The sequence below is a fragment of the Bradyrhizobium sp. USDA3516 genome (genome assembly GCF_057651995.1).
In genome coordinates, this window is sequence record NZ_JBYGYN010000003.1 from 785,816 (window position 1) to 809,319 (window position 23,504).

The window sequence follows — 23,504 nt, forward strand, 5'->3', positions numbered from 1 at the left end:
AATGCGCTCCGTTTGGGCCTCGCGCGGATGGCCGTGAGCCAGGTCAGGATGATCCGGCGATGAATTTGACTGAATATCTCAAGCCGGCCGGGACCGTGGTGTTCGTCGCCGTGCTCGGCATCGGCTATTATCTGTTCGAGCATCGCAAGCGTCCCGAGCCGAAGGAGACGCAAAGCGAGGCGCTCGTCATCGTGACGAAGTCGACCAATGCCTGCTTCTCCGATCTGGTGCGGGTGACCGGCTTCTTCGTACCGCGCCGCGAGGCGGTGGTGGTCGCCGACCAGGAAGGCTCCAGGGTCACCGACCTGCTGGTCACCGAGGGCACCATCGTCACCGACAACCAGGAACTGGCGCGCCTCACTGCGCCGCCGCAGATTCCGGGCCAGCCGCAGCGGCCCGGCCCGCAAGGCCCGATCTCGCTGAAGGCCCCCGCGCCGGGCCTCGTCACCGAGGTCCGCACCATCGTCGGCGCGCCGGCCTCGCCGCAGGCCGGTCCGATGTTCCGCATCGCCGTCAACAACGAGATCGAGCTCGACGCCCAGGTCCCGGCGGTGCACATGTCCAAGCTCACCTCCGGCGCCACCGTGCGCATCAGCCGCGACGACGCGCCCGATCTGATCGGGCGGGTCCGGCTGGTGGCACCCGAGATCGACCGCACCACGCAGCTCGGGCGGGTCCGCATCAGCGTCGCCAACAATCCCTCGCTCAAGGTCGGCGTGTTCGCGCGCGCCTCGATCGACGCCAAGCGAAGCTGCGGCGTCTCGATCCCGAAGACCGCGATCGATCACCTCACGGTGCAGGTCGTCAAGGGCAATGTCGTCGAGACACGCAAGGTGCGGGTCGGATTGTCGTCCGACAGCGCGACGGAAATCCTGGAAGGGCTGGAGGTCGGCGAAATCGTCGTGGCCGACGCCGGCTCTTCGCTCCATGACGGCGACCAGATCAAGACCATGTTCGCCGATGAACTCGATCGCACGCGGGTACGCTGATGGCTCTCAATATTTCGGCATGGTCGATCCGTCATCCGCTCCCGTCGGTCGTCTTCTCGATCATCCTGCTGGTGCTGGGCTGGGTGTCCTTCACCAAGCTCGCGATCACGCGGCTGCCCTCGGCCGACATCCCCGTGATCTCGGTGGCGGTGTCGCAATTCGGCGCCGCGCCGGCCGAGCTCGAATCCCAGGTCACCAAGACCGTTGAAGACGCGGTCTCCGGCGTCGAGGGCGTCAGGCACATCACCTCGTCGATCACCGACGGCCTGTCGGTCACCACGATCCAGTTCGCGCTCGAGACCAACACCGATCGTGCGCTCAACGACGTCAAGGACGCGGTGACGCGCGTGCGCTCCAACCTGCCGCAGAACGTCACCGAGCCGCTGATCCAGCGCGTCGACGTCATCGGCCTGCCGATCGTGACCTATGCGGCGATCTCGCCCGGCAAGACGCCGGAGCAGCTCTCCTATTTCGTCGACGACGTGGTCAAGCGCGCGCTGCAAGGCGTGCGCGGCGTCGCCCAGGTCGAGCGCATCGGCGGCGTCGAGCGCGAGATTCTGGTCTCGCTGGATCCCGATCGCCTGCAGGCGATGGGCCTGACCGCCGTCAATGTCAGCCAGAGCCTGCGCGGCACCAATGTCGACGTCGCCGGCGGCCGCGCAGAGATCGGCAAGAACGACCAGGCGATCCGCACGCTCGCCGGCGCCAAGACGCTGGGCGATCTCGCCGGCACCATGATTCCGCTGTTCGGCGGCGGCGAGGTCCGGCTCGACGATCTCGGCACCGTTACCGACACCATCGCCGACCGCCGCACCTTCGCCCGCTTCAACGGCGAGCCGGTGGTCGCGCTCGGCATCAAGCGCTCCAAGGGCGCCAGCGACGTGAAGGTGGCCGAGGCCGTGCAGAAGCGCATCGATGCGCTGAAGGCCGCCTATCCCGACGTCGACCTGAAGGTGATCGACACCTCGGTCGAATACACCAACGGCAATTACCACGCCGCGATCTCGACCCTGTTCGAAGGCGCGATCCTCGCCGTCGTCATCGTGCTCTTGTTCCTGCGCGACCTGCGCGCCACCATCATCGCCGCGATCTCGCTGCCGCTGTCGATCTTCCCGGCGTTCTGGGCGATGGACCTGCTCGGCTTCTCGCTGAACCTCGTCAGCTTCCTCGCCATCACGCTCTCGACGGGCATTCTGGTCGACGATGCCATCGTCGAGATCGAGAACATCGTCCGGCACATGAACATGGGCAAGTCGCCCTACCGCGCCGCGCTCGAGGCCGCCGACGAGATCGGCCTCGCCGTCATCGCGATCTCGCTGACCATCATCGCCATCTTCGCACCCGCAAGCTTCATGTCGGGCATTGCCGGGCAGTTCTTCAAGCAGTTCGGCATCACCGTCTCGGTGCAGGTGTTCTTCTCGCTGCTCGCCGCGCGCTTCGTCACGCCGGTGCTGGCCGCCTATTTCCTCAAGCACAGTACGCACGAGGAGCCGCCGCCCGGCGCCATCCTGCGCTCCTATCATCGGATCGTTGCCTGGTCGGTGAGGCACTACTTCATCACGGTGCTGATCGGGCTCGGCGTCTTCGCCGCCTCGATCTGGAGCATCACGCTGCTGCCGCAGGGCTTCCTGCCGGCCCAGGACAGCGCGCGCTCGCTGCTTGCGCTCGAGCTGCCGCCGGGCACCCAGCTCGCCTACACCGAGAAGGTCACCGAGGACATCGTCGCGCGCCTGCGCAAGCGGCCCGAGGTCAAGAGCATCTTCGTCGACGGCGGCCGCGTCCCGCCGGGTACCCAGGAGGTGCGGCGCGCCGCCCTGATCATCAATTACACGCCCAAGGACAGCCGCGACATCACCCAGCGCGAGCTGGAATTCTCGATCAGCCAGGAGCTGGAGAACGTTCCCGATATCCGCTTCTGGTTCCTGGACGAGAACGGCCTGCGCGCGATCTCGCTGGTGGTGACCGGGGTCGATCCCAACATCGTCAACAACGTCGCGAGCGAGCTTGCGACGCAGATGAAGCGCATTCCCACCATCGCCAACGTCATCTCCGAAACCTCGCTGGAGCGCCCCGAGCTGCGCATCGAGCCGCGCGCCGATCTCGCCGCACGGCTCGGCGTCTCCACCGAAAGCCTGTCGCAGACCATCCGTGTCGCCACCATCGGCGACGTCGGACCGGCGCTCGCCAAGTTCGACGTCGGCGACCGCCTGGTGCCGATCCGCGTGCAGCTCGAGGACGCCGCCCGCGGCAATCTGAAGACGCTGGAGCAGCTCCGCGTGCCGCTCGGCGAGCGCGGCGAGAAGGGCGGCGTGCCGCTTTCGGTCATCGCCGACGTCAAGCTCGACCAGGGTCCGACCAGCATCGGCCGCTACGATCGCGAACGGCAGGCGACCGTTGCCGCCGACCTCGTCGGCTCCGCCGCGCTGGGCGATGCCACCAAGAAGATCTACGACCTGCCGGTCATGAAGACCCTGCCCAAGGGCGTGAAGGTCTCGCCCTCGGGCGATGCCGAAAGCCTGAACGAATTGTCCGAGGGCTTCGCGACCGCCATCACGGCGGGGCTGATGATGGTGTATGCGGTGCTGGTGCTGCTGTTCGGCACATTCCTGCAGCCGATCACCATCCTGTTCTCGCTGCCGCTCTCGATCGGCGGCGCGATCGCGGCCCTGCTCGTCACCGGCAAGCAGCTCACCACGCCGGTGTGGATCGGCATCCTGATGCTGATGGGCATCGTCACCAAGAACGCGATCATGCTGGTGGAATTCGCCATCGAAGCCATTCACGCCGGCAAGGCGCGCGAGGAGGCCATGATCGACGCCGGCATGAAGCGGGCCCGCCCGATCGTGATGACCACGATCGCGATGGCCGCCGGCATGATGCCGAGCGCCCTCGCCGTCGGCGCCGGCGGCGAATTCCGCTCGCCGATGGCGCTCGCGGTGATCGGCGGCCTGATCTTCTCGACCATCCTGTCGCTGGTGTTCGTGCCCGCGATGTTCATGGTGATGGACGATTTCGGCGCCCTGATCTGGCGCTTTGCCAAGCGGCTGATCGTGCACAGCGAGGACGCGGAAACGGACCATCATGGGGCTGCGCCGGCGGAAACCAGGCCGCAGCCGACAAGCGTCGCGCGGCCCGCGGCGGAGTAGAGTTCGGGCGGCTCACCGGACGCGCACCGGCGAAAGGCGGCCGCTGACGCTATGTTGCGCCCATGGCGTTTACGCGCATCACGATCGATCCTGCCGTGTGCACCGGGAAGCCCTGTATCTGCGGGCTGCGGTTTCCGGTGGCACGGCTGCTCGGCCTGCTGGCCGCCGGCGAGACGCGTGAGTCCGTTTTGAACGACTACCCGTATCTCGAACGTGAAGACATCGACGAAGCGTTGCGCTATGCGGCCTTCCTCGCTGAGGATGAGGCGGTCGAGCTGCGCCCCACCCTTCCAGCTAAGTGAAGTTCCTCGTCGACATGCCCCTCTCGCCGGTGCTGTCGCACCGGATCACAAAGATCGGGCATGATGCCGTCCATGCCTCAGAGATAGGATTTCATGCTGCGAGTGATGTTGAAATCATCGATCGCGCCAGGCAGGAGGCGCGCACAGTCGTCACGGCAGACCTTGACTACCCTCGCCTCATCGCAACCGCTGACACCGACAGCCCAAGTCTCGTTCTCTTCCGAGGTGGCGATTGGACAGAAGCAGCTGTTCGAACCCGACTATCAGAGGTCCTATCCGCCCTCACCCAAGACGAGATCGAGAGCAGCATCATCACCATCGACCGCGATCGTGTCCGCCGGCGCAGGCTCCCGATAGGCTGATCCCTACTCGTTCCGCGCGATCGCAGTCAGCTTGGTCATGTTCCTGAGCAGAATGCGTCCGCGCTGGAGATCGAGGATGGCGTCCTTGCGCCAGGCCTGGAGCTGGCGGTTGACGCTTTCGCGGGCGGCGCCGACGAAGACGCCGAGCTGCTCCTGCGAGATGTGGACCTCGGAGCCGAAATCGGCCGCGAGCGCGCAGAGCCGCCGCGCCAGCCGCACCGGCAGCGGCTGCAGCATGGATTCTTCCATGCGCTCGCTCTGCCAGCGGATGCGCTGGCACAACAGCGCGATGATCTTGATCGCGACCTTGGGCTCGCGCTCGAGGAAGCCGAGGAAGTCTTCGCGCCGCAGCACGAACAATTCGCTGGCCTCGCCCGCGGTCGCATCCGCCGTACGGTTCTGGCCGTCCAGCACCGCGACCTCGCCGAACAGGTCGCCCGGCCCCATGAAGTTCAGCGTCAGCCGGCTGCCGTCGGCGGCGCCAGTCTCGATGCGGACCTGACCGCGGCGCACGCCGAACAGCGCATTGCCGGGATCGCCCTTCTGGAACAGCACCTCGCCGCTGGCCAAATGCTGGGTGTGGCAGAGATTGGACAGCCGCTGGAGCTCGTCAGGGCCGAGATCGGCGAACATCGGGTTCATCTTCAGGATGACCGCAAATTCGGCCTGCTTGCTCATATCAATGTCCTTGTGAACGTCTTGATCATCGTCTTGGTCATCGTCTCGGCAAATCGCTTGAAACCATCAACTTCAAAGATCGCGTAAAACCGCGCCGGGGAAGTGTGTCATAAGTCACATAACTTTGCAGCACCCCCTGACTATTTTTACGCGCTTGGAGCCGCTTCCCGTCCGGGGCTAAACTCCCGGCGCAAAGGACGGGTGATCTGCCGGGTTCGACGCGGATTGTCCGTCGCTGGAAAGTCGACATGAGAGCATTGAAATTCGTCGGCGGGGCTTTGGCCGCCGTCATCGTCGTGATCGCACTTCTGCTCGTGGTCGGGATCCCCTCGGGCTTCCTGACCTCGACGATCGCCTCGCGCCTCGAGAATGCGACCGGCTACCGCCTGTCGATCGACGGCAGCACCAAGATCAGCCTGTGGCCGACGCTGAACGTCACGCTGAACGACCTCACGCTGGCCGACCCCAAGGACCGCAGCGGCATCACGCGCCTGACGATCGACCGCGTGCAGGCCGACATGTCGCTCGCCAGCGTGTGGTCGGGCACGCCCGAGATCAGCGAGCTCGTCGTCACCCATCCCGTGCTCTACCAGCCTCTGCTGCGCGAACGCCTGCCGAATCCAGCCACGCCTGCGAAGCCGCTCGCGCTCGACACCAAAGGCGCCACCATCGACCGCATCAAGATCACCGACGGCGAAGTCGCATTCTCGCGCCTGCGCGACCGTGTCGAGAGCCGCATCAGCGCCATCAATGCCGACGCGATCCTGGACCGCGACCGCAAGGTCAACATCACCGGCACCGCGCGCGTCGGCGATCATCCGACCAAGTTCGACATCAAAGCGGCCTCGCCGGCCGAACGGCCGACGGTTCATGTGGATTTCGCCGTCGACATGCCCAGCGTGCTGAAGTCCCAGCTGACCGGCCAGGCCGAGATGCGGCTGAGCGGCAATGTCGTGATGATCAACGGCGTGAACGGCAGGCTCGGCGACGGCGTCTTCAACGGCTGGGCTTCCGTCGACATCGCGAGCAAGCCGCTGGTCAAGGTCGACATCGACTTCCAGCGGCTCGCCATACCGCTGGCGAAATCGCCGCAAGGCGTGTCCGGGCAGCCCTGGAGCAACGCGCCGATCGATGTCTCCGGGCTCAACTATGTCGATGCGCAGGTGCGGATCTCCGCGAGCGAGGCCGTGATCGGCGACGCGCGGATTGCACCGCTGGCGCTCGACGCCAAGCTCGCCGGCGGCGTGCTGAAGGCCGGCACGGCCAATCTCGGCGCCTATGGCGGCCAGGTCTCGGGCGAGGTGGTCCTGGACGCGACCACCGGCGCGCCGAGCTTTGCGATGCATTCCGACCTCGTCGGCGTGCGCGCGTTGCCGCTGCTCCAGGGCCTTGCCGAGTTCGACCGCATCGACGGCAAGCTGCAGGCCAAGCTCGCCCTGCGCAGCGCCGGCAACAGCCAGCGTGCGCTGATGGCGAACATGCAGGGCACGGCCTTCGTCAATTTCCAGGACGGCGCCATCCGCGGCATCAATGTCGCGCAGATGATCCGCTCGCTGACGACGAGCACGCTGTCCGGCTGGCAAGACAATCAGAACAGCAGCCAGAACAGCAACCAGGAGCAGAGCACGGACCTGTCGCAGCTCTCGGCCTCCTTCCGCATCGACAAGGGCCAGGCGGTGACGACCGACCTCAACCTGATCGGACCGCTGGTGCGCGTCACCGGCGCCGGCACCATCGCGCTCGACACCAAGATGATGGGCTTTCGCGTCGAGCCGAAGCTGGTGATGACGACCGAAGGCCAGGGCCGCACCTCCGAGCCGGTCGGCTTCGGCATTCCCGTGATGATCCAGGGCTCCTGGTCGCAGCCGCGAATCTACCCTGATATGGCCGGCATGCTGGACAATCCGGACGCCGCCTATGCCAAGCTGCGCGAGATGGGCAAGGGCCTGTTCGGGCCCGACGGCGCCGGGCTCGGCAACATCCTCGGCAGCCTTGGTAACCTCGGCCTTGGCGGCACCGCCGCGCCGGGCGGCGGCACTGCAACCGGCAATGCCAATCCGCAAGGGCAGCAACCGGGGCAGAACAATCTGCTCGGGGGCCCGCTCGGGGAGGCGATCGGCAACCTGATTCAGCAGGGTCTCTCCAGCGGCGCGGGGAGCGGCACCGGCACTGGCACCGGCCGCAGCCGCAGCCTGCCGGCAACGCCCTCCGCACCGGCGCCGCAGGCCTCGCCTGCGGCCCCCGCCCCGGAGGACCCCCCGGCCGCGCAGCAGGACAGTCAGCCAATGAACGACGTGCTGCGGCAGCTCTTCAATCGATAAGCTCCCTCCTTCGAACGGATCCGGCTGCGACCATCGCCGCCGGTCCACCTGCCCAAGTGACTACAGGGGAGACCACAGGGGTAACCACACCGGCCGGTCCGCCGGCCGCGTGACGGCCGTTCGGTCCAAATTGTGCTAGAACGGCTTGGAAGGGCCTGTACGGCCCGTAGCGCGCGGCGTCAGTGGCGGCGCGAGAGGATCGGGATGGCAGGAGCGAACGACAAGACACGATCTCTGCGCGGGGGCCTGTTCGCCAAATACGTCGTCTCCCTCGTCGGCCTCGTCGTGTTCGTCCTCGCCGTCAACGGGGCGATGGAGACCTGGATCTCCTACCGCGCCACACGGACACAGCTGACCGACGGGCTGGAGGACAAGGCGCAAGCCGCCGCCCGGCGCATCGAGCAGGCGATTTCCGAGCTCGACCGCCAGATCAGCTGGGTGACCCGTGCGAGCCAGGACACGCTGGAGAAGCGCCGCGCCGACTACGCCTCGCTGCTGCATCAGGTCTCGGTCGTCAACCAGCTGTTCCAGCTCAACGGCGACGGCCGCGAGGTGCTGCGCGTCTCCCGGCAATCGACCACGACCGGCGGCAATGCCGACCTCTCCCGCGACATGCGCTTCACCGACGCCGTCGCCCGCGGCGTCACCTATGCGCCGGCCTGGTTCGCGGACCGCACGCCGTTGATGTCGATCTCGGTGGCGCATTCCGGCTTCAATGCCGGGGTCACCGTGGCCGAGATCGATCTCGGCTTCCTCTCCGACTTCCTGTCCGACGCCCAAGTCGGCAAGGCCGCCTTCGCCTATGTCGTCGATCCGCGCGGCCGGGTGCTGGCGACGTCGTCGAAGGGGCCCGAGATCGGCAAGGACCTCTCCAAGCTGCCGCAGGTGGCGGCCGCGATCGCGCCCGGCCACGAAGCCGAGACCTCGGGCACCGACTTCAACGGCCATGCGGTGATGAGCGCCGCGAGCATCGTGCCGAAGCTCGGCTGGAGCGTGCTGTTCGAGCAGCCGACCACGCAGGCCCTGATGCCGATCCGCGACCAGCTGGTGCGCATCGCGCTGCTGATCGGCATGGGCCTGATGGTGGCGATCCTCGCCGGCACCCTGCTCGCCCGCCGCATGATCATCCCGATCACGGCCTTGCGCGACGGCGCGCAACTGCTCGGCGAAGGCGATTTCAGCCACCGCATCGACGTGCACACCTCCGACGAGCTGGAAGACCTCGCCGGACAGTTCAACCGCATGGCCGACCAGATCCAGGAGACCTATTCGAACCTGGAGAGCAAGGTCGAGGAACGCACCCGCGATCTCGCGCAATCGATCCACGAGCTCAAGGTGCTGGAGGAGGTCGGCCGCGCGGTGGCCTCCTCGCTCGATCTCAACGCCGTGCTTGCGACCATCGCCGCCCGCGCCATCGAGATCACCCGTGCCGACGCGGTGCTGATCTACGGCTTCGACGCCGCGGCGCGCCGCTTCAACCTGGTCGAGGCCAACGGCGTCGACAGATCCGCCGAGGGCGCGCATGTCACCATCGACGAAGGCGGCAACATCCTGAGCGATGCCGCTGATAGCGGCGAGCCGATCGCGCTGGCCGAGCTCAGGCAGGCCGCCGAGCAGCCGCTGCGCGAGGTCGCGCTCGCGGCCGGCTTCAACTCGGTGCTGGTGGTGCCGCTGATCGACCAGCAGGGCACGCTGGGCTCGCTCGTCGTGCTGCGCCGCGCCGCCGGCGCGTTCGCGCCCAGCATCATCGGCCTGATGCGCACCTTCGCCAACCAGGCCGTGCTGGCGATGCGCAATGCGCAGCTGTTCAGCGAGGTCGACCACAAGAGCCACGCGCTGGAGGCGGCGAACACCACCGTACGCGCCCAGGCCGACAAGCTCCGCGAGCAGACCGAGCAGCTCAAGGACTGGAACAAGTCGCTGGAGGAGCGCGTCAGGACCCAGCTCGGCGAGATCGAGCGCATCCGCAAGCTCGAGCGCTTCCTGGCGCCGCAGGTGGCGCAGCTGATCGCCTCCTCCGACAGCCCGGAGGGGCTGCTGACCAGCCAGCGCCGCGAGGTCACGGTCGTGTTCTGCGACCTGCGCGGCTTCACCGCGTTCACGGAGGCGACCGAGCCGGAAGAGGCGATGAACGTGCTGCGCGAATATCACGCCGCGCTCGGCCAGCTGATCTTCAAGTACGAGGGCACGCTCGACAAATATGCCGGCGACGGCGTGATGATCCTGTTCAACGCCCCGATCCAGTTCGAGGACCACACCAAGCGCGCGGTGAAGATGGCGGTGGAGATGCGCGACACCATCGGCCCCTTGACCGAGCGCTGGCGCAACCGCGGTCACAGCCTCGGCTTCGGCATCGGCATCGCGGTCGGCTATGCCACGCTCGGCCAGGTCGGCTTCGAGCAGCGGCTGGAATATGCCGCGATCGGCAGCGTGACCAATCTCGCCTCCCGCCTCTGCGGCGAAGCCAAGGCAGGCCAGATCGTGGCCAGCCGCCGTGTCTACGGCATCGTCGAGAACTGGGTGGAGGCGCGCGCGCTCGACGATCTCGTGGTCAAGGGCTTCAATCACCCCGTGCTGGCGATGGAGATTTTGAGCTGGCGCGAGGAGGTGGAGAACGTGGTGGATGCCGCGGCCGTGCGGCGGAGGGGATAAAACGCCGCTCCCCCACCCACTGCGAGTTCCTCGGGAAGCAGTAGTCAAGGAATCCTTGACCACTGCTGGCGGCGAGCAGGAGCGGGCCCTTGAATCAAAAAGTCCGGAAACAACCCCATGCACAGTAGGCGGGGCACTGAATATCCTGGCGAATTTTTACAGACTACGGATTTTTCGAAATTAGAGTTGACTGTCGGGCAAAACAGGGGTATGTTGGCATCATCGGGGTGTTAGCCCTTGGCCTCACTCGGCCACCGACCGGTCAGCCTTGCCGCTCCATGCTCCCGTCCCCTGGCGCGACCGCTTCGACGATCTCGATTTCGTCCCCTTCCTTGAGAGCCAGCCGGTCGACAAGCCCCTGAGGAATCTCGATCGCCAGATCATCGTCCCACTTGAAGACCTTTACGGTGGCAATCATTTGGCTTGAGCCTCCCGCGATGACTTGCCTTCCACGCGCACCAGCGCGGCTTCCGCCGGGTCGCAGGCATAAGCTGTGATCGTGCCGTCCTTGATGCGCTCGACGGCTTCATCGATGACGAAACGGGGCACCAGGAACCAACCCCGCGGTACCACAGAGTTGCCAAAGCGATCTGGAATTTCGATGTCGAGCTGCGCTGCCCCAAAGACGCGATGAATGACGTTTTCAAGTCTTGTGCGGTTGATGTTGTAGAGCTCGTAGGTCGCGACGATCTCGACGTCGGCCATCCGAAAGGTCTGGTCGAGCTTCGCATTCGCGATTCGCTGCTTCACGTCGCCTCCGGTGCCCCGATCTTGCGCAGCACATTCCGTTTGAAAAGCCTTCATCGCGGCCTCCTCCGCGAGCAAGCCTATGGTCGTGATGAGTGCTGCTTCTCTGCGTCAAGGCGCTCAATGTCTTCCTTCAGGAGGGTATTCACGAGCTCGTTCAGGGAGGTACCGTGGGTCTCAGCGAGATCCGCAAGGTAGGTCAGAACCTCGGGTTCCAAGTGGACCGGCGGCACGAGGCGAGCGCCTTTGCTGAAGAACTTGCCGCGAGCGGCAGTTGAGAAATCGTATTAGTCCTTCATCCGATCACCGATCAACCTCATAAGACCCAATTTCCCGGCGATTCGGGTAGCGCGCCGAGATGATGCGGATTGCCGCCCGGTCCGCTGCCAGTTCGACATAGGTATGAACGACCAGAAGCAAGGTACCAGCTGCGTTCCGCCCCATAGTAACCCATCGCTCCTAAGCTCTCAGTTTGCCCTTGGCGGGGGCTCCCGATCATATCGCGCGATCTGATTCCTTGCGGGCCGCCGGAGATCGGACAACTCGGCGTGCTGACAATCCGCCCCGAACCACATCTCTCCTCCCCGCGACCAACCCTCGCCTCAACGGCGAGGCTGAATCCGGATGGAGACGATTCGTGGCATTTCCCCTGCCTTCGCGTGCCTATGATTTGCAGATGCTGGACCGGCCCGCCGACCGGGCGCGCGACCAGGGCTGGGTCTTTGGGCTGCCGCCGGGCATTGCGTCCGAGCAATGGCCGCTCGATCCCGTCACCGGCTATCCCCTCATGCACGGCTTCACGCTTAAGCTGCCGGAGGATTATCGGGTGCATGGCGATGACATCGTCGCATTGTCGTTCTTCGCCACGGCTCCCGATCACAACGATGGCGGCGCGCCCGACGATCCCGAGATTCGCGAGGCGGTGCTGGCACGGCCGGCGCATCCGCGCCTGTCGCGCATGACCGACATTCTCGACTACGAATATGCCGCGCTGCTGCTCACGCAGGCCGAATACGACGGCGCATTCGCGACACCGCCGGCGCCGCTTGCGCTGGCAACGGTGGAGCGGCCGCGCTGGCTCGATGTCGGCGGCGCCAGCGCCTTCTTCGAGGCGGCGCCGGCCTATGCGAAGAAGATGTTTGCAGCCCCGCCGCGCGGTGATCTCAGCGAGACGCGCGCGATCGCGCTGTCGCCGCGCGCTGCCGATCCCAACGCCGGCAAGGGCCCGCAGGACGAGTACGTGCGCGAACATCCGCCAACCGGTTATCAGCCCTACTATTACTATGTCGGCGGCAAGCCTGGCCGCGACAATTTCCGCCTGCACGACTGGGCTAGGGATCACGCCCCCAACCATCTCGGCGGCACCATGCGGCCCTGCCAGGCGGTGCCGGAGATGAGCCCGTTCTACATCGAGTTCGAGGAATATTTCGGCGGCTACAATTTCGGCGGCGGCAACGCGCAGCTGGACTTCAAGAACATGAAGTTCGACTGGGCGTGCGGGTGATCACACCCCCCGCTTCGGCCCGATCGCCTCGAATCCCGCCTTCTGCTCGTCGCTCAAGTCCGCCTGGAAATCGTCGAACGCGTCGCTGATGGCGCCGACGGCTTGCAGCATGGTCTGGAGCCGCGCCTTCACGGCGGCGAGGCGGGCCTGCGGGGTTGCGGCGGGCTCGGCCGGGCAAGCGCTGAGCGTCTGCATGGTGCGGAGCGTGGTGTCCTGCAGCACCTCGAAGCGGGCGCGGGCGACCTCGTCGAGGTGGAGCGTCGCCGCGATCTCGGCGGCGGGCCATTGCTGCTGGAGCAGCTGCTCGTATTGGCGCTGCGCGTTTTCGTCGGAGAGAGGATCGTAGTCCGCTTGGCAGGCCTTGGCCGCCCGCGCTTCCTTGGATGCGTTCTTGTCAGCGTTCTTGCTCGCGATCTTGGTATCGCTTTTGTCAGCGTTCTTGGACTGGTAGGACGCCAGCGCGGCGCGGCGCTCATTTGCGAGGCCGTTGAGCCGGGCTTTCTGGTCGTCGTCGAGCAGGCCGACGAATTTCGACAACGGCGCTTCCATGACGTCGATGGCCTTGATCATGGCCTCGACACGCTCGTGCATCAGGCCGAGGCGCTCCGCCGCATTCCCTAGGGTTTGCGCCGGACAGGCGGTGCGGATGGTGTCACGCGCGGCATTCCAGGCGGATGAGAGCTCGTCGAGCGCGGTGCGCTGAGCTTCGTTCGGTGCAACGGCGCTCGCGATGCGCTCGACCGGCAGGCCGCCGGTGTCGCTGGCCTCGCACAGCGTCTCGGCGGTCGGGACCTTTCGCGCGCGACGGCCTTGGGGCACGGTGTAGGCGGCAAGCTCGGTGGCGGCATAGGGCGTGAACAGCGCGGCATAGATATCGCCATAGCCGTAGAGCGAGAGGCTGGTCGTGTCGCCGAAGATGATCGCATTGGTGAGATCGTCATGGGCGAACGGCCAGAACACCGGGCCGACCCAGCCATAGCTGCCGTCGGGATGACGCCACCAGCCTTGCGGGCGGCGGCCGCCTTGCCAGCCCGCCAGCGCAGCCTGCGCCGTCAGGGCAGCACGCATCACGTAAGGGTTCGACAATTGGCCGCGGTCGGCCCCGCGCAGGTCCTGCGGCCTCAGCGCCGCGGAGCGGTAGCGGCCGCCCCGTACGGCCATGCGGGAATGGCGCAGGCGCGACAGGCCGATCACGTGGCCGACGGCGAAGCGCGCAACCCCGACCGGACCGCCGCGCAAGCCGAACTGCGCCTCGGCCCTGTCAGGCAGCAGCACTGCTGCAACCACCAGGATCGCGCCAGCCAGCGCCAATCCCATGCGCATGATCGTTGACCTGACGACCAATTTGGCCAGGTCTTGTTTGGCCAGGTCTTGTTTGGCCAGATCTCGTTTGACCAGATCTTGTTTGGCCACGACTTGTTCGGCCACGTCTTGGCCCTCCACCCGCGCCAAGTGCGCAATGCGTCGCATCACGAAGACGCGCGAGGGAACCGAATGTTCCAGAGAGGTACAGGACAATGCGTCGCAACGCGCCGGCCGTGCCGTCACTCGGCCTTTTGCGGCATCACGAAGGTCTGGCCGGGATAGATCAGATTAGGATTTTGGATCTTGTCCCGGTTGGCGTTGAAGATCACGGCGTAGCGGGAACCGTCGCCGTAAGCGAGCCGGCTGAGCGCCCACAGGCTGTCGCCGCGGGCGATGATCCGGCTGCCGCCGGCCTCGGCCGGCGCGGCGGTGAGCGCCTCTGCCGGCGAGGCCGATGCGACCGCGGTGGCCGCCGGCGCATGCGCGAAAGCCTTGGGCTTCGGCGCGCCGGTCAGTTTCGGCCGGGCCGCTTGCCTGTCGGGCACCGACGCCAGGCGCGGCGAAGCCGACGGCAGAGCGGCGACGACATCCGATTTGTCGTCGGGCTTCGCCGCCTGCTTGGTCTCCTGCTTCGCAACCGGTGGGGTGCGCGCAGGCGGCGGCGCCAAGGCCGCGATGGTCACCGGCATGGTCCGGTCGGATTCGGTGACGGTGCCGTCCGGCGCCTTGGCCCGCAGCGTCAGGTCGTAAGAGCCGGCGGGCAGAGGCGGCGGGGTCATCACGAACTGGCCGGAGGCGTCCGCCACCACACTCTCGAGCGGCTTGCCGTCGCGCAGCAGCTCGACCCTCGCGCCCGGCGTGGCGCGGCCGGCGATCACCGCCGCCTCGCCGTGATCGTCGATGCGGGCGACGTCGAAACGCGGGCCGGCATCTGCAGCCGGCGCTGGCTTGACCGGCACGAGATCGCCGAGCGCGGCGACCTGCCTCTGGGTCTCGGCCAGAGCGCCGGCTTTCGGCTCGGGGGCCGGCGGCGCGCCGGCGAGCTTCGGCGGTTCCGGCTTCAGCTCGGGCTGGGACCCGGGCTTGAGCTCAGGCTTGGATTCCACCCTGGCTTCAAGCTTGGGCTCGGCCTTGAGCTCCGGCTTGGCGGCGACGGTGGCCTTGGTCCCGTCGGGCAGCAGGCGGCGCAGCTCGGCCGGGCCGATCACCAGCGCGGTGCCGACCAGCGCGAGCAGACAAAAGGCGATGAAGGCCTTGGATGCGGTGATCATTGAAAAGACCTTGGGTAGCAAATCAACCGAGGCCGGCAAGGTGCGCCGATTTGGCTGCGGCAGCAAGACTGCCGATAGGATTATGCCTCCGTCCAAGCGCGCGGAATGAACCGGCGCGACCATGCGGATGTCCAAGCATCAAGGCCGCCTCGCAGCATTCTTCAAGGGAATTCTTGCCGTGACCGTATTCTCCCGTGCCGCGCGATCGCTGGCGCTGCTGCTGACGCTGGCCGCTTCACCCGCATTAGCCGCCTCAGGCCCGCCGCCCGGCTTCAAGCTCTCCGACGATGCCGATTTCGCGTTCACCTCGCCCGACGGCGCCACCAGGCTCGAGCAGTATGTGAAGGAGGGTGAGGATTTCGACATCAAATGGCAGGTTTGGGCGCGGCGCGGCGAACAGATGCACGAGCTGAAGCCCGAGCAGGTCTATCCGGCCGACTTCCGTTTCACGGCCGACTCGCAATGGCTGGTGCGGATGCAGAAGACCGGCTCGGGCGAGCAGGACCTGTTTCTCTACCATGTCGAGAACGGCGCCTTCGTCAACGCGACCAAGCAATCGCTCAGCGATCTCGCCTGGGCCTATTTCCACGGCCGCCCCGACACCAACAACATGAAGCTCGACTACCACATCTCGGCCAATCTGATGAAAGGCACCGAGGATGGGTATCGCTGGCTGGGCGTCGAGTGGCCCAACAACCGCTATCTCCTGATCTCGCTATCGGGCGAAATGGACAAGCATCCGAAGAACGTCGCGGTAAAGGGGCTGGCGAACTGGAGATGCCGCTATGACCTCAAGACCGGCAAGTTCGACGTGCCGGCGATGTTCGCCAAGGGCAATGCGAAAGCCTTGAGGTGGGAAATCAAGCGCTGAAGAGCCCGCGGTCTCGCCGCAAGCGCCTGCGCGATGGAACCAACCCTCTGATTCCATTCCGATTCATCTTTTCCTAACCGTCGATGGTAACGGGCTCTTGTCGGTTTTGCTGCATCTTGCAGCCCACGGGAGGGCTGGATGGGCGCATCGATCAGATGGACCGCGCGGTTGCGCGCGTTGCTCCGCCGTTGGCGTGGGGCGCCGCTGACGTGGCTGATCGCCGGCGGCTTCGTGCTGATGCTCGCGACCGCGATCGGCACGGCGCTCACCGTCGACCGCTTCCGGCAAAACGCCATCGAGAGCGGCCGCGACAGCCTCGAGAGCGCCGTGCGCATGCTCGCCCGGCATTTCGACCGCCAGTTCGAGGATTTTGCGGTGCTGCAGAAGAGCATCATCGCCGAGCTCGAACGCCACGGCATTGCCTCCGCCGAAATCTTCCGCAGCGAGATGGGCACGCTCGCCGTGCACGAGGTGCTGCGCGCGAAAGCCAGCGGCTGGTCCGACGTCGCCGGCGCCAATGTGTTCGATTCCAGAGGCGTGCTGATCAACTCGTCGCGGCAATGGCCGGTCGCCGATATCTCGATCGCCGATCGCGGCTATTTCAACCGTCTCAAGGACGATCCGGCCGCGCAAGAGGAAGTGGAGGTCGTGCCCGGCCGGCTCGGCAACGGACCGGCGATCGTGTTCGCGCGGCGCATCTCCGGCCCGCACGGCGAGTTCCTCGGGCTGGTGTCGCGCGCGATCGCGCCCGAGCAGCTCGAATCCTTCTTCGCCTCGACCGGGCTCGGCGAGGATTCCTCGATCGCGATGCACCACCAGAACGGCCAGCTGCTCGCCCGCATTCCGCGCGTCGAGGCGATGATCGGGCAGAACTTCCGCACCGGCACGCCGGAGCAAATGGCGGTGTTCGAGCGCACCTTCGTCACCACCCAGCTCGCAAGCCCGATCGACGGCAAGGACCGCATCGTCGCCTCGCGCCTGCTCACCGGCGAACCGCTGGTCGTGGTCGCGACCAAGTCGCTCGATGCGACGCTGGCGACCTGGCGCACGCAGACGAAATTCTTCGTCACCATTGCCGCCCTGTCGATCGGCCTCTTGGTGCTCACGCTCTTTCTGATCTTCCGCCAGGTGACGCACCGCCTGTCGCTCGAGAAGCAGCGGCTCGATACCGCGATGAACACGATGACGCAGGGCCTGCTGATGTTCGATCAGGACGAGCGGCTGATCGTCTGCAACCGCCGCTACATCGAGATGTACGGGCTCTCGGCCGCTGTGGTGAAGCCCGGCGTCCACTTCCGCGACGTGATCCGGCACCGCCGGGACACCGGCTCGTTCGAGGGCGACGTCGAGCCCTATTGCGACGACATCCTGAGCAATGTCGGCCGCACCCAGAGCGCGATCGTCGAAACCGCCGACGGCCGCCTGATCGAGATCAAGAACCAGCCGGCAGCTAGCGGCGGCTGGCTCGCCACCCATGACGACGTCACCGAGCGCATCCGCGCCGACGAGCGCATCGCCCATCTGGCGCATTACGACGCGCTCACCGATCTGCCCAACCGCGTGCTGCTGCGCGGACATCTGGAGCATCGCGTCGCCGAGCTCGCGCAAGGCAAGCCATTCGCGATCCTCTATATCGACGTCGACGAGTTCAAGGGCGTCAACGATTCGCTCGGACACGAGGTCGGCGACGAGTTGCTGCGCCAGGTGGCGAACCGCCTGCGCGCCTGCGTCAGCGGCAACGACATGGTCGCACGGCTGGGCGGCGACGAATTCGCCATCGTCAAGGCCGCGACCTCCGATCCGGCCGAGCTGGCAGCGCTGGCGGAAACCATTCTCAATTCATTGCGCGCGCCGGTGGATTGCAGGGGACAGGAGATTTCGACCGGTGCCAGCATCGGCATCGCCATGGCACCCGACCATGGCGACAATCCCGACGATCTGCTCAAGCGTGCCGATCTGGCGATGTATGCGGCGAAGTCGGAGGGCCGCCGCACCTTCCGTCTCTTCTCACCCGAATACGACGCCAAGGTGCGGCAGCGCCGTCAGCTCGAGCTCGATCTGCGCCAGGCGCTCGCGCGCGGCGAGTTCGAGGTGCACTACCAGCCCCTGGTCGACCTCGCTGCAAATGTCGTTACCGGATGCGAGGCGCTCTTGCGCTGGCGCCATCCCGAGCGCGGCATGGTGTCGCCGGCGGAGTTCATCCCGGTCGCCGAAGACACCGGCCTGATCGGCGAGATCGGCGAATGGGTGCTGAAGCAGGCCTGCGTTGAAGCCGCCTCATGGCCCGGCCGGATTCATATCGCGGTCAACGTGTCGCCGGTCCAGTTCCGCTCGCGCACCCTGGCGCTCAAGGTCGCCGCCGCGCTCGCGGAGTCCGGGCTCGCGCCGGGACGGCTCGAGCTGGAGATCACCGAGACGGTGCTGATCCGCGACGACCAGGAGGCGCTGGCGATCCTGCAGCAGCTGCGCGAGCTCGGCGTGCGCATCGCGCTCGACGATTTCGGCACCGGCTATTCCTCGTTGAGTTACCTGCACCGCTTCCCGTTCGACAAGATCAAGATCGATCGCAGCTTCATCAGCGACATCGGTCGGTCCGAGGACTCCTCGCCAATCGTGCAGGCCGTGGTGCACATGGCCGCCGCCCGCCATATGGCGACCACCGCCGAAGGCGTTGAGACCGAAGCGCAAGCCGAGGTGCTGCGCCAGCTCGGCTGCAGCCAGATGCAGGGCTGGCTGTTCAGCCCGGCGGTGCCGGCAGCGAAGCTGAAGCAGCTGCTCGCGGCGCAAGCGGTCGCGGCTTAAGAGTGGGATGGGTTTAGGTTGAATCGATTGCCACGGGCTGGGTGCAACCTCTTCCGCTCGCGGGAGAGGTCGCGCCCACCGGGTCGCGCCGAAGGCGCGCCCGATGACAGGCTCCGGCGCGGGTGAGGGCTCTATCCTCCTGGGGGATTGTCCCATTGCGGAAACACCCTCTCGCCAACCCTCTCCCGCAAGCGGGAGAGGGAGCGCACCTTCGTCTTTGCAACGATCAAGCCTCATGTCATCGCGCTTCTAGCGCGCCACAGCGGCGGTCACTCGATCAATTCAATTCGATCCGACCGTGCCCGTGACCGGCATCGACATGCGGCAGCGCACGCCGCCGGGTTCGAAGGCGAGATCGAACTCGCCGCCGAGATCCGCCTCGACGCAGCGCTCCATCAGCCGCGTGCCGAAGCCGCGGCGCACGGGCGGCGTGACTTTCGGGCCGCCGGATTCTACCCATTCATAATCGAGAATGGTGCCGTGCCCGGCATTCCGCAGGGTCCATCGCATCGAGAGCGTCCCATCCGGCGCCGACAACGCACCGTACTTGGTCGCATTGGTCAGGAGCTCGTTGAGAACCATCGTAAAGCTGAGCGCCGAGCGCGCATTGAGCGCGACGGGTGGACCTTCCATCCTGATCCGGCCATCCCCCGCCACCGGCGCCGTGATGTCCTCGACGAGCCGCTGGAGCGGAGCATCCTGCCACTTGCGCTCGGTCAGGAGATCATGCGCACGGGAGAGCGCCAGCAGCCGTCCCTCGAAAGTTCGCTTGAAGCCGTCGAGGCTGCTGGTATGGCGCGCGGTCTGGCTGGCGAGCGATTGCACCGTGGCCAAGGTATTCTTGACGCGATGATTGAGCTCGTCGATCAGAAGCGCTTGTGCCACTTCCGCGCGCTTGCGTTCGGTGATGTCGACCAGCATGTTGACCGCACCGATCATCCTGCCCTCGGAATCGTAGAGCGGCGTCGGATAGGGAATGAACGGCACGCGCGTGCCGTCCGGTCGCTCCGCGACAGCTTCCACGCCGCGCACGGGCCGTCCTTCCCGCAGCGCGATCGCCATCGGACATTGGTCGTGCGGCAGCGGCGTGCCGTCCGGCCAATAGAGCTTCCAGGTCACGCACCATTCGTCGCCGGGCAGCGGCGTGCGCCCGGCCATCTCGACGGCGGTCTTGTTGTAGAAGGTGATGCGGCCGTTTGCGTCGGTGGTGTAGACCGCGGCGGGCAGCGCCTCGAGCAGATCGCGCATATGCTGCTCGCTCTCGCGGATCCGATCCTGCAAACGCTTGGCTTCGGTGACGTCGTGACTGACGCGAACGCCGTAACGGAAGCGGCCCGCGCTGTCCCTGACCGAAGAGCTGAAGATTTCGAGATAACGCACGCTGCCGTCGGGGCGCAGGACGCGCTTGCGGTAGGTATAGCTGGGGATGTCGCCACGCACCTGCTGCTCGTAGAGCGCAAGATCCGCGGCGCAATCGTCCGGATGGGTGTAATCGGAAAAGCTCGTCGCCAGCAGATCCTCACGGGATCGCCCGGTGATCTCGCTCAGGTAATCGTTGACCCGGAGCAGCCGCCCATGTTCATCGGCCTCGGCGATGCCGACGCTGGCGGCCTGGTAGGTTGCAGCGAGGCGAGTCTCGCTCGCCTCGCGCGCCCGCTCGGCCACGTGCAGCTCGGTGACGTCAGTCGTGAAGCAGCGCGTGCTGACGAACTTGCCGTCCTCGACACGACTGTTCGAGGTGATCAGGACGTGCTTGATCGAGCCGTCCTTCGCGCGCAGGCGGGCGGGATAACGGTCCAGCCTTTCGCCACAGGACAGCCGGTGAAGAATGTCGCCGATGACGGGGGCGTCCGCGTGAAATTCGGCCAAGTGATGACCGATATATTCTTCGGCGCTGTAGCCCAGCAGGTCGAGCTCGGCCTGATTGGCCCGGCGAATGATGCCATCGCCGCCCACGATGTGGAGCCCGACCGCACTGTTGTCGAAGAAGTCCTCGAGATCCTTGGTCTTCGCGCGGACCTCTTGTTCGATCTTCTTGCGATCTGAAACGTCCTGAAAGCAGTTGATTGCGCCCTGGATGCGGCCGGCGTGATCGCGCAGGGGACGGATGTTCACGAGCGCGGTGATCCGCGAGCCGTCCGGTCGCTCGATCATGACCTCGGTGTTGCGCGCGGGCAGACCGAGGCGGACCGCCGTGGCCATTGGGCACTCGGAATGGGGAAGCAGGGTACCGTCCATCTTGTAGAGACGCTGCGACCCGCAGAACCTCTCGACCGAGCCAAGCTCGGGAGTCCTTCCCCACAGTTCCGCGGCTTCGCCGTTGTAGGTCACGATCCAGCCTTCGCTATCGCAGACATAGACCGCGCCGGGGATGGCCTCGAGCGCTGCAGGAGCCGCCGCCACGAGGGCCTCGAATTCAGTCAGCTTGCGGGCGGAAAGCGGAAACTCTTCGACATTCGACATACTTAGCCCCGAAGCCCCGCAGGCGGGCGCCTGCGCAATGAGCTTGAACGCATGGAAGTCCGGAGCGTTCCAAGGCCTGCCAACTGCTGGTTGAGACCTGGCGGCGCCGAGTGCGGTCAAAGCGTCCGCGAGACGGCGCTTCGATCCCTCTCGTCGCGCGGCACGCTCACATCTGCCGTCTGGCGGCCTGCACTTCGACGAATTCGGAATCGGGGTGGCTGACAATCGTGGCGACCCAGATGCCGCTGATGATCAGCGACCAGGCGGTGTTCCAACAGATCCAAAACACGAGAGCCAGCCTCCCTTTCCTTCTCTCACGTCCCGAGCTAACGGCAGAGCGATGCCGCCGTTCCCGGCGCGAGGCCCGCCGCGACGGCGCGCGGCGAGAATCTATTTTGGTTTGGTCGGCGGCGCCGCCCGATCGGTTTGGCCGGTGTGGCGCTTTGCCACGACGTCCGCATCGCGCTCGCCCTCGTGCGGGCGCGGTGGAGACTTGGGCTGGCCGGCCTGACCGCCATGCTTGCCGCCCATGTCGGGCTTGCCTTCGAGATCGTTTGCGCGGGGCATGCCGGTTCAATGCGTTCGCAGCGCGTTGGTTCGCGGCCGTGTCGGCTGTTTTCGTCCTGTGAACGGCCTCATAGAACCGCCGCTCTTTGCAGTGCAGGATGGCTGACGCGGGCCTTGGCCTCGCGGATGGATTGGCCTGATGCGAAAACGACTCATCCTCTGGACCCTCATGACGTCCGCGCTGGTCGCGGTCACCGTGTGGACCATGCTGGGGCCACCGGATCAGCCGTCCGGATTGCATCTGCCCTCCCGAGCCGTGGCCGTGCGCTGACCCGTCATCCCGCGACCGATACGATTTCGGCATCGATCGATCCCAACTGGAATTTGGTGCGGCGGCGCGCCGCGGGCTATCCTCGCGGCAAAACGCCAATGCCGTGAGCCGGCTTTCAGGAGGAGCCCATGTCGAGATCCATGTCCATCGCATGGCGCGCGCCACGCACTGCGATCGCCGCCCTGTTCGCTTCCCTCACCCTCGTTTCTGGAGTCCGTCCCGGCATGGCCGAAACCTTCGCCTATGTCGGCAACGCCGACAGCAACGACATCAGCGTGTTCAAGATGAGCGAGAGCGGCGAGATGACGCTCGTGCAGACGGCCGCCTTCAAGGGCGTCGAAAAGCCGGGCTCCTCGACACCGCTCGCGATCACGCCCGACCATCGCGTCTTGATCGCCGGAATCCGCTCGCAGCCTTTTCTCGCGGTGAGCTTTGCGATCGATCCGAAGACGGGCGAGCTCAGCCATCTCGGCAACGGACCGCTCGCGGACAGCATGGCCCATATCGCCATCGACCGCAGCGGCAAGTTCCTGTTCAGCGCCTCCTATGGCGGCAACAAGGTCGCGCTGAATCCGCTGCTTGGCAACGGCGTCGTGGGCGAGCCCAAGCAGGTGATCCCGACCGGGCTGAACGCCCACGCCTTCCTGCCCTCGCCCGACAACCGCTTCGCATTCGCGACCAATCTCGGCTCCGATCAGGTGCTGGCCTTCGCATTCGATGCCACGGCCGGCACCCTGACGCCGAACGATCCGCCGGCGTACAAGGTGCCGGAGAAATCGGGGCCGCGGCACTTCGTGTTTCACCCCGGCGGCACGTTCGTCTATCTCCTCCACGAGCTGAACGGCGACGTCGCGGCCTTCACTTATGAAGCCAGGAGCGGCGCGTGGGACGAGATCCAGCGCACCACCGCGCTGCCGGACGGGTTCTCGGGAAAACCTTGGGCGGCCGACATCCACATCACGCCGGATGGCCGCTTCCTCTACGCTTCCGAGCGCACCACCAGCACGCTCACCGCCTACAGGGTCGACGGCGCGAGTGGCAAGCTGACCACGATCGGCAACGTGCCGACCGAGAAGCAGCCGCGCGGCTTCCAGGTCGACCCCAGCGGCCGCTATCTCGCCGCCGTCGGCGAGCTCTCGGGCAGCATGACGGTCTATGCCATCGACCAGGGCAGCGGCGCGCTGACCAAGCTGAAATCCTACCCCACCGGCAAGAAGCCGAACTGGGTCGAGTTCCTGAACCTGCCGTGAGGG

19 protein-coding genes and 1 pseudogene are annotated in these 23,504 nt (G+C 66.1%); 11 read left to right on the forward strand and 9 right to left on the reverse strand.

Annotated features, from left to right (window positions below; all coding sequences use genetic code 11):
* Window positions 1-59 precede the first annotated feature (59 nt).
* From AC24YW_RS13930 to AC24YW_RS13945, 4 genes are all read left to right on the forward strand, one after another.
* Window positions 60-989: an efflux RND transporter periplasmic adaptor subunit gene (locus tag AC24YW_RS13930; protein WP_487483254.1), complete on the forward strand. Its 930-nt coding sequence runs from the start codon at window positions 60-62 to the stop codon at window positions 987-989.
* Window positions 989-4,135, forward strand: a complete 3,147-nt coding sequence (locus AC24YW_RS13935; RefSeq protein ID WP_487483255.1) for an efflux RND transporter permease subunit — start codon at window positions 989-991, stop codon at window positions 4,133-4,135. Before AC24YW_RS13930 ends, AC24YW_RS13935 begins: the two co-directional genes overlap by 1 nt.
* 62 nt (window positions 4,136-4,197) lie before the next feature.
* Window positions 4,198-4,437: a DUF433 domain-containing protein gene (locus tag AC24YW_RS13940; protein ID WP_487483256.1), complete on the forward strand. Its 240-nt coding sequence runs from the start codon at window positions 4,198-4,200 to the stop codon at window positions 4,435-4,437.
* On the forward strand, window positions 4,434-4,799 hold the full coding sequence (locus AC24YW_RS13945; RefSeq protein ID WP_487483257.1) for a DUF5615 family PIN-like protein: 366 nt from the start codon (window positions 4,434-4,436) through the stop codon (window positions 4,797-4,799). Before AC24YW_RS13940 ends, AC24YW_RS13945 begins: the two co-directional genes overlap by 4 nt.
* A gap of 3 nt (window positions 4,800-4,802) precedes the next feature.
* Here AC24YW_RS13945 and AC24YW_RS13950 read toward each other — a convergent pair whose 3' ends face one another.
* Entirely contained in the window at window positions 4,803-5,477 is a 675-nt protein-coding gene (locus AC24YW_RS13950) for a Crp/Fnr family transcriptional regulator (protein WP_487483258.1), read from the reverse strand.
* Window positions 5,478-5,725: 248 nt separating this feature from the next.
* On the opposite strand from AC24YW_RS13950, the gene AC24YW_RS13955 reads away from it, so the two are divergent.
* Entirely contained in the window at window positions 5,726-7,798 is a 2,073-nt protein-coding gene (locus tag AC24YW_RS13955) for an AsmA family protein (protein WP_487483259.1), read from the forward strand.
* A 204-nt stretch (window positions 7,799-8,002) separates the two neighbouring features.
* The gene (locus AC24YW_RS13960) at window positions 8,003-10,450 is read left to right on the forward strand and encodes an adenylate/guanylate cyclase domain-containing protein (RefSeq protein WP_487483260.1); all 2,448 of its coding nucleotides are present in this window, start codon (window positions 8,003-8,005) and stop codon (window positions 10,448-10,450) included.
* A gap of 262 nt (window positions 10,451-10,712) precedes the next feature.
* Here AC24YW_RS13960 and AC24YW_RS13965 read toward each other — a convergent pair whose 3' ends face one another.
* From AC24YW_RS13965 to AC24YW_RS13975, 3 genes and pseudogenes are all read right to left on the reverse strand, one after another.
* The gene (locus AC24YW_RS13965; protein WP_487483261.1) at window positions 10,713-10,868 is read right to left on the reverse strand and encodes an AbrB/MazE/SpoVT family DNA-binding domain-containing protein; all 156 of its coding nucleotides are present in this window, start codon (window positions 10,866-10,868) and stop codon (window positions 10,713-10,715) included.
* Window positions 10,865-11,254, reverse strand: coding sequence for a GIY-YIG nuclease family protein (locus tag AC24YW_RS13970; RefSeq protein WP_487483262.1), 390 nt, complete (start codon window positions 11,252-11,254; stop codon window positions 10,865-10,867). Before AC24YW_RS13970 ends, AC24YW_RS13965 begins: the two co-directional genes overlap by 4 nt.
* A gap of 246 nt (window positions 11,255-11,500) precedes the next feature.
* Window positions 11,501-11,644: pseudogene (locus AC24YW_RS13975) on the reverse strand (BrnT family toxin); the annotation flags it as partial.
* A 190-nt stretch (window positions 11,645-11,834) separates the two neighbouring features.
* On the opposite strand from AC24YW_RS13975, the gene AC24YW_RS13980 reads away from it, so the two are divergent.
* Window positions 11,835-12,701, forward strand: a complete 867-nt coding sequence (locus AC24YW_RS13980) for a hypothetical protein (RefSeq protein ID WP_487483263.1) — start codon at window positions 11,835-11,837, stop codon at window positions 12,699-12,701.
* Here AC24YW_RS13980 and AC24YW_RS13985 read toward each other — a convergent pair whose 3' ends face one another.
* Both AC24YW_RS13985 and AC24YW_RS13990 read right to left on the reverse strand, forming a co-directional pair.
* Window positions 12,702-14,024 carry a Spy/CpxP family protein refolding chaperone gene (locus AC24YW_RS13985; RefSeq protein ID WP_487483264.1) on the reverse strand — a complete coding sequence of 441 codons (1,323 nt, stop codon included), beginning with the start codon at window positions 14,022-14,024 and terminating at the stop codon, window positions 12,702-12,704. It abuts the gene before it with no gap.
* A gap of 221 nt (window positions 14,025-14,245) precedes the next feature.
* Entirely contained in the window at window positions 14,246-15,277 is a 1,032-nt protein-coding gene (locus AC24YW_RS13990; RefSeq protein WP_487483265.1) for a LysM peptidoglycan-binding domain-containing protein, read from the reverse strand.
* A gap of 127 nt (window positions 15,278-15,404) precedes the next feature.
* Between AC24YW_RS13990 and AC24YW_RS13995 the strand changes: the two genes are divergently transcribed.
* Both AC24YW_RS13995 and AC24YW_RS14000 read left to right on the forward strand, forming a co-directional pair.
* Window positions 15,405-16,148: a hypothetical protein gene (locus AC24YW_RS13995; protein ID WP_487483266.1), complete on the forward strand. Its 744-nt coding sequence runs from the start codon at window positions 15,405-15,407 to the stop codon at window positions 16,146-16,148.
* A gap of 138 nt (window positions 16,149-16,286) precedes the next feature.
* Window positions 16,287-18,950 (forward strand): bifunctional diguanylate cyclase/phosphodiesterase, encoded by a 2,664-nt coding sequence (locus tag AC24YW_RS14000; protein ID WP_487483267.1) that lies wholly within the window; start codon window positions 16,287-16,289, stop codon window positions 18,948-18,950.
* A gap of 282 nt (window positions 18,951-19,232) precedes the next feature.
* On the opposite strand, the gene AC24YW_RS14005 is transcribed toward AC24YW_RS14000, so the two are convergent.
* The 3 genes from AC24YW_RS14005 to AC24YW_RS14015 all read right to left on the reverse strand — a co-directional run bounded on the left by AC24YW_RS14005 (window position 19,233) and on the right by AC24YW_RS14015 (window position 21,980).
* Window positions 19,233-21,413, reverse strand: coding sequence for a PAS domain-containing sensor histidine kinase (locus AC24YW_RS14005; RefSeq protein ID WP_487483268.1), 2,181 nt, complete (start codon window positions 21,411-21,413; stop codon window positions 19,233-19,235).
* Window positions 21,414-21,579: 166 nt separating this feature from the next.
* The gene (locus AC24YW_RS14010; RefSeq protein ID WP_256375387.1) at window positions 21,580-21,702 is read right to left on the reverse strand and encodes a hypothetical protein; all 123 of its coding nucleotides are present in this window, start codon (window positions 21,700-21,702) and stop codon (window positions 21,580-21,582) included.
* Between the two features lie 101 nt (window positions 21,703-21,803).
* Window positions 21,804-21,980 (reverse strand): hypothetical protein, encoded by a 177-nt coding sequence (locus AC24YW_RS14015; RefSeq protein ID WP_487483269.1) that lies wholly within the window; start codon window positions 21,978-21,980, stop codon window positions 21,804-21,806.
* Between the two features lie 139 nt (window positions 21,981-22,119).
* On the opposite strand from AC24YW_RS14015, the gene AC24YW_RS14020 reads away from it, so the two are divergent.
* Together AC24YW_RS14020 and AC24YW_RS14025 are read left to right on the forward strand one after the other, a co-directional pair.
* Window positions 22,120-22,251 (forward strand): hypothetical protein, encoded by a 132-nt coding sequence (locus AC24YW_RS14020; protein ID WP_487483270.1) that lies wholly within the window; start codon window positions 22,120-22,122, stop codon window positions 22,249-22,251.
* A 128-nt stretch (window positions 22,252-22,379) separates the two neighbouring features.
* Window positions 22,380-23,501, forward strand: a complete 1,122-nt coding sequence (locus tag AC24YW_RS14025; protein ID WP_487483271.1) for a lactonase family protein — start codon at window positions 22,380-22,382, stop codon at window positions 23,499-23,501.
* Window positions 23,502-23,504: the final 3 nt, after the last annotated feature.

Bases quoted from the DNA above. Each gene is read 5' to 3' on its own strand.
- AC24YW_RS13950 (WP_487483258.1), bottom strand. From the start codon at position 5,477: ATGAGCAAGCAGGCCGAATTTGCGGTCATCCTGAAGATGAACCCGATG.
- AC24YW_RS13935 (WP_487483255.1), top strand. From the start codon at position 989: ATGGCTCTCAATATTTCGGCATGGTCGATCCGTCATCCGCTCCCGTCG.
- AC24YW_RS13995 (WP_487483266.1), top strand. From the start codon at position 15,405: ATGTCCAAGCATCAAGGCCGCCTCGCAGCATTCTTCAAGGGAATTCTT.
- AC24YW_RS13965 (WP_487483261.1), bottom strand. From the start codon at position 10,868: ATGATTGCCACCGTAAAGGTCTTCAAGTGGGACGATGATCTGGCGATC.
- AC24YW_RS13985 (WP_487483264.1), bottom strand. From the start codon at position 14,024: ATGCGCATGGGATTGGCGCTGGCTGGCGCGATCCTGGTGGTTGCAGCA.
- AC24YW_RS14005 (WP_487483268.1), bottom strand. From the start codon at position 21,413: ATGTCGAATGTCGAAGAGTTTCCGCTTTCCGCCCGCAAGCTGACTGAA.
- AC24YW_RS14015 (WP_487483269.1), bottom strand. From the start codon at position 21,980: ATGCCCCGCGCAAACGATCTCGAAGGCAAGCCCGACATGGGCGGCAAG.
- AC24YW_RS14000 (WP_487483267.1), top strand. From the start codon at position 16,287: ATGGGCGCATCGATCAGATGGACCGCGCGGTTGCGCGCGTTGCTCCGC.
- AC24YW_RS13940 (WP_487483256.1), top strand. From the start codon at position 4,198: ATGGCGTTTACGCGCATCACGATCGATCCTGCCGTGTGCACCGGGAAG.
- AC24YW_RS13970 (WP_487483262.1), bottom strand. From the start codon at position 11,254: ATGAAGGCTTTTCAAACGGAATGTGCTGCGCAAGATCGGGGCACCGGA.
- AC24YW_RS13960 (WP_487483260.1), top strand. From the start codon at position 8,003: ATGGCAGGAGCGAACGACAAGACACGATCTCTGCGCGGGGGCCTGTTC.
- AC24YW_RS13990 (WP_487483265.1), bottom strand. From the start codon at position 15,277: ATGATCACCGCATCCAAGGCCTTCATCGCCTTTTGTCTGCTCGCGCTG.
- AC24YW_RS13955 (WP_487483259.1), top strand. From the start codon at position 5,726: ATGAGAGCATTGAAATTCGTCGGCGGGGCTTTGGCCGCCGTCATCGTC.
- AC24YW_RS14025 (WP_487483271.1), top strand. From the start codon at position 22,380: ATGTCGAGATCCATGTCCATCGCATGGCGCGCGCCACGCACTGCGATC.
- AC24YW_RS14020 (WP_487483270.1), top strand. From the start codon at position 22,120: ATGCGAAAACGACTCATCCTCTGGACCCTCATGACGTCCGCGCTGGTC.
- AC24YW_RS13930 (WP_487483254.1), top strand. From the start codon at position 60: ATGAATTTGACTGAATATCTCAAGCCGGCCGGGACCGTGGTGTTCGTC.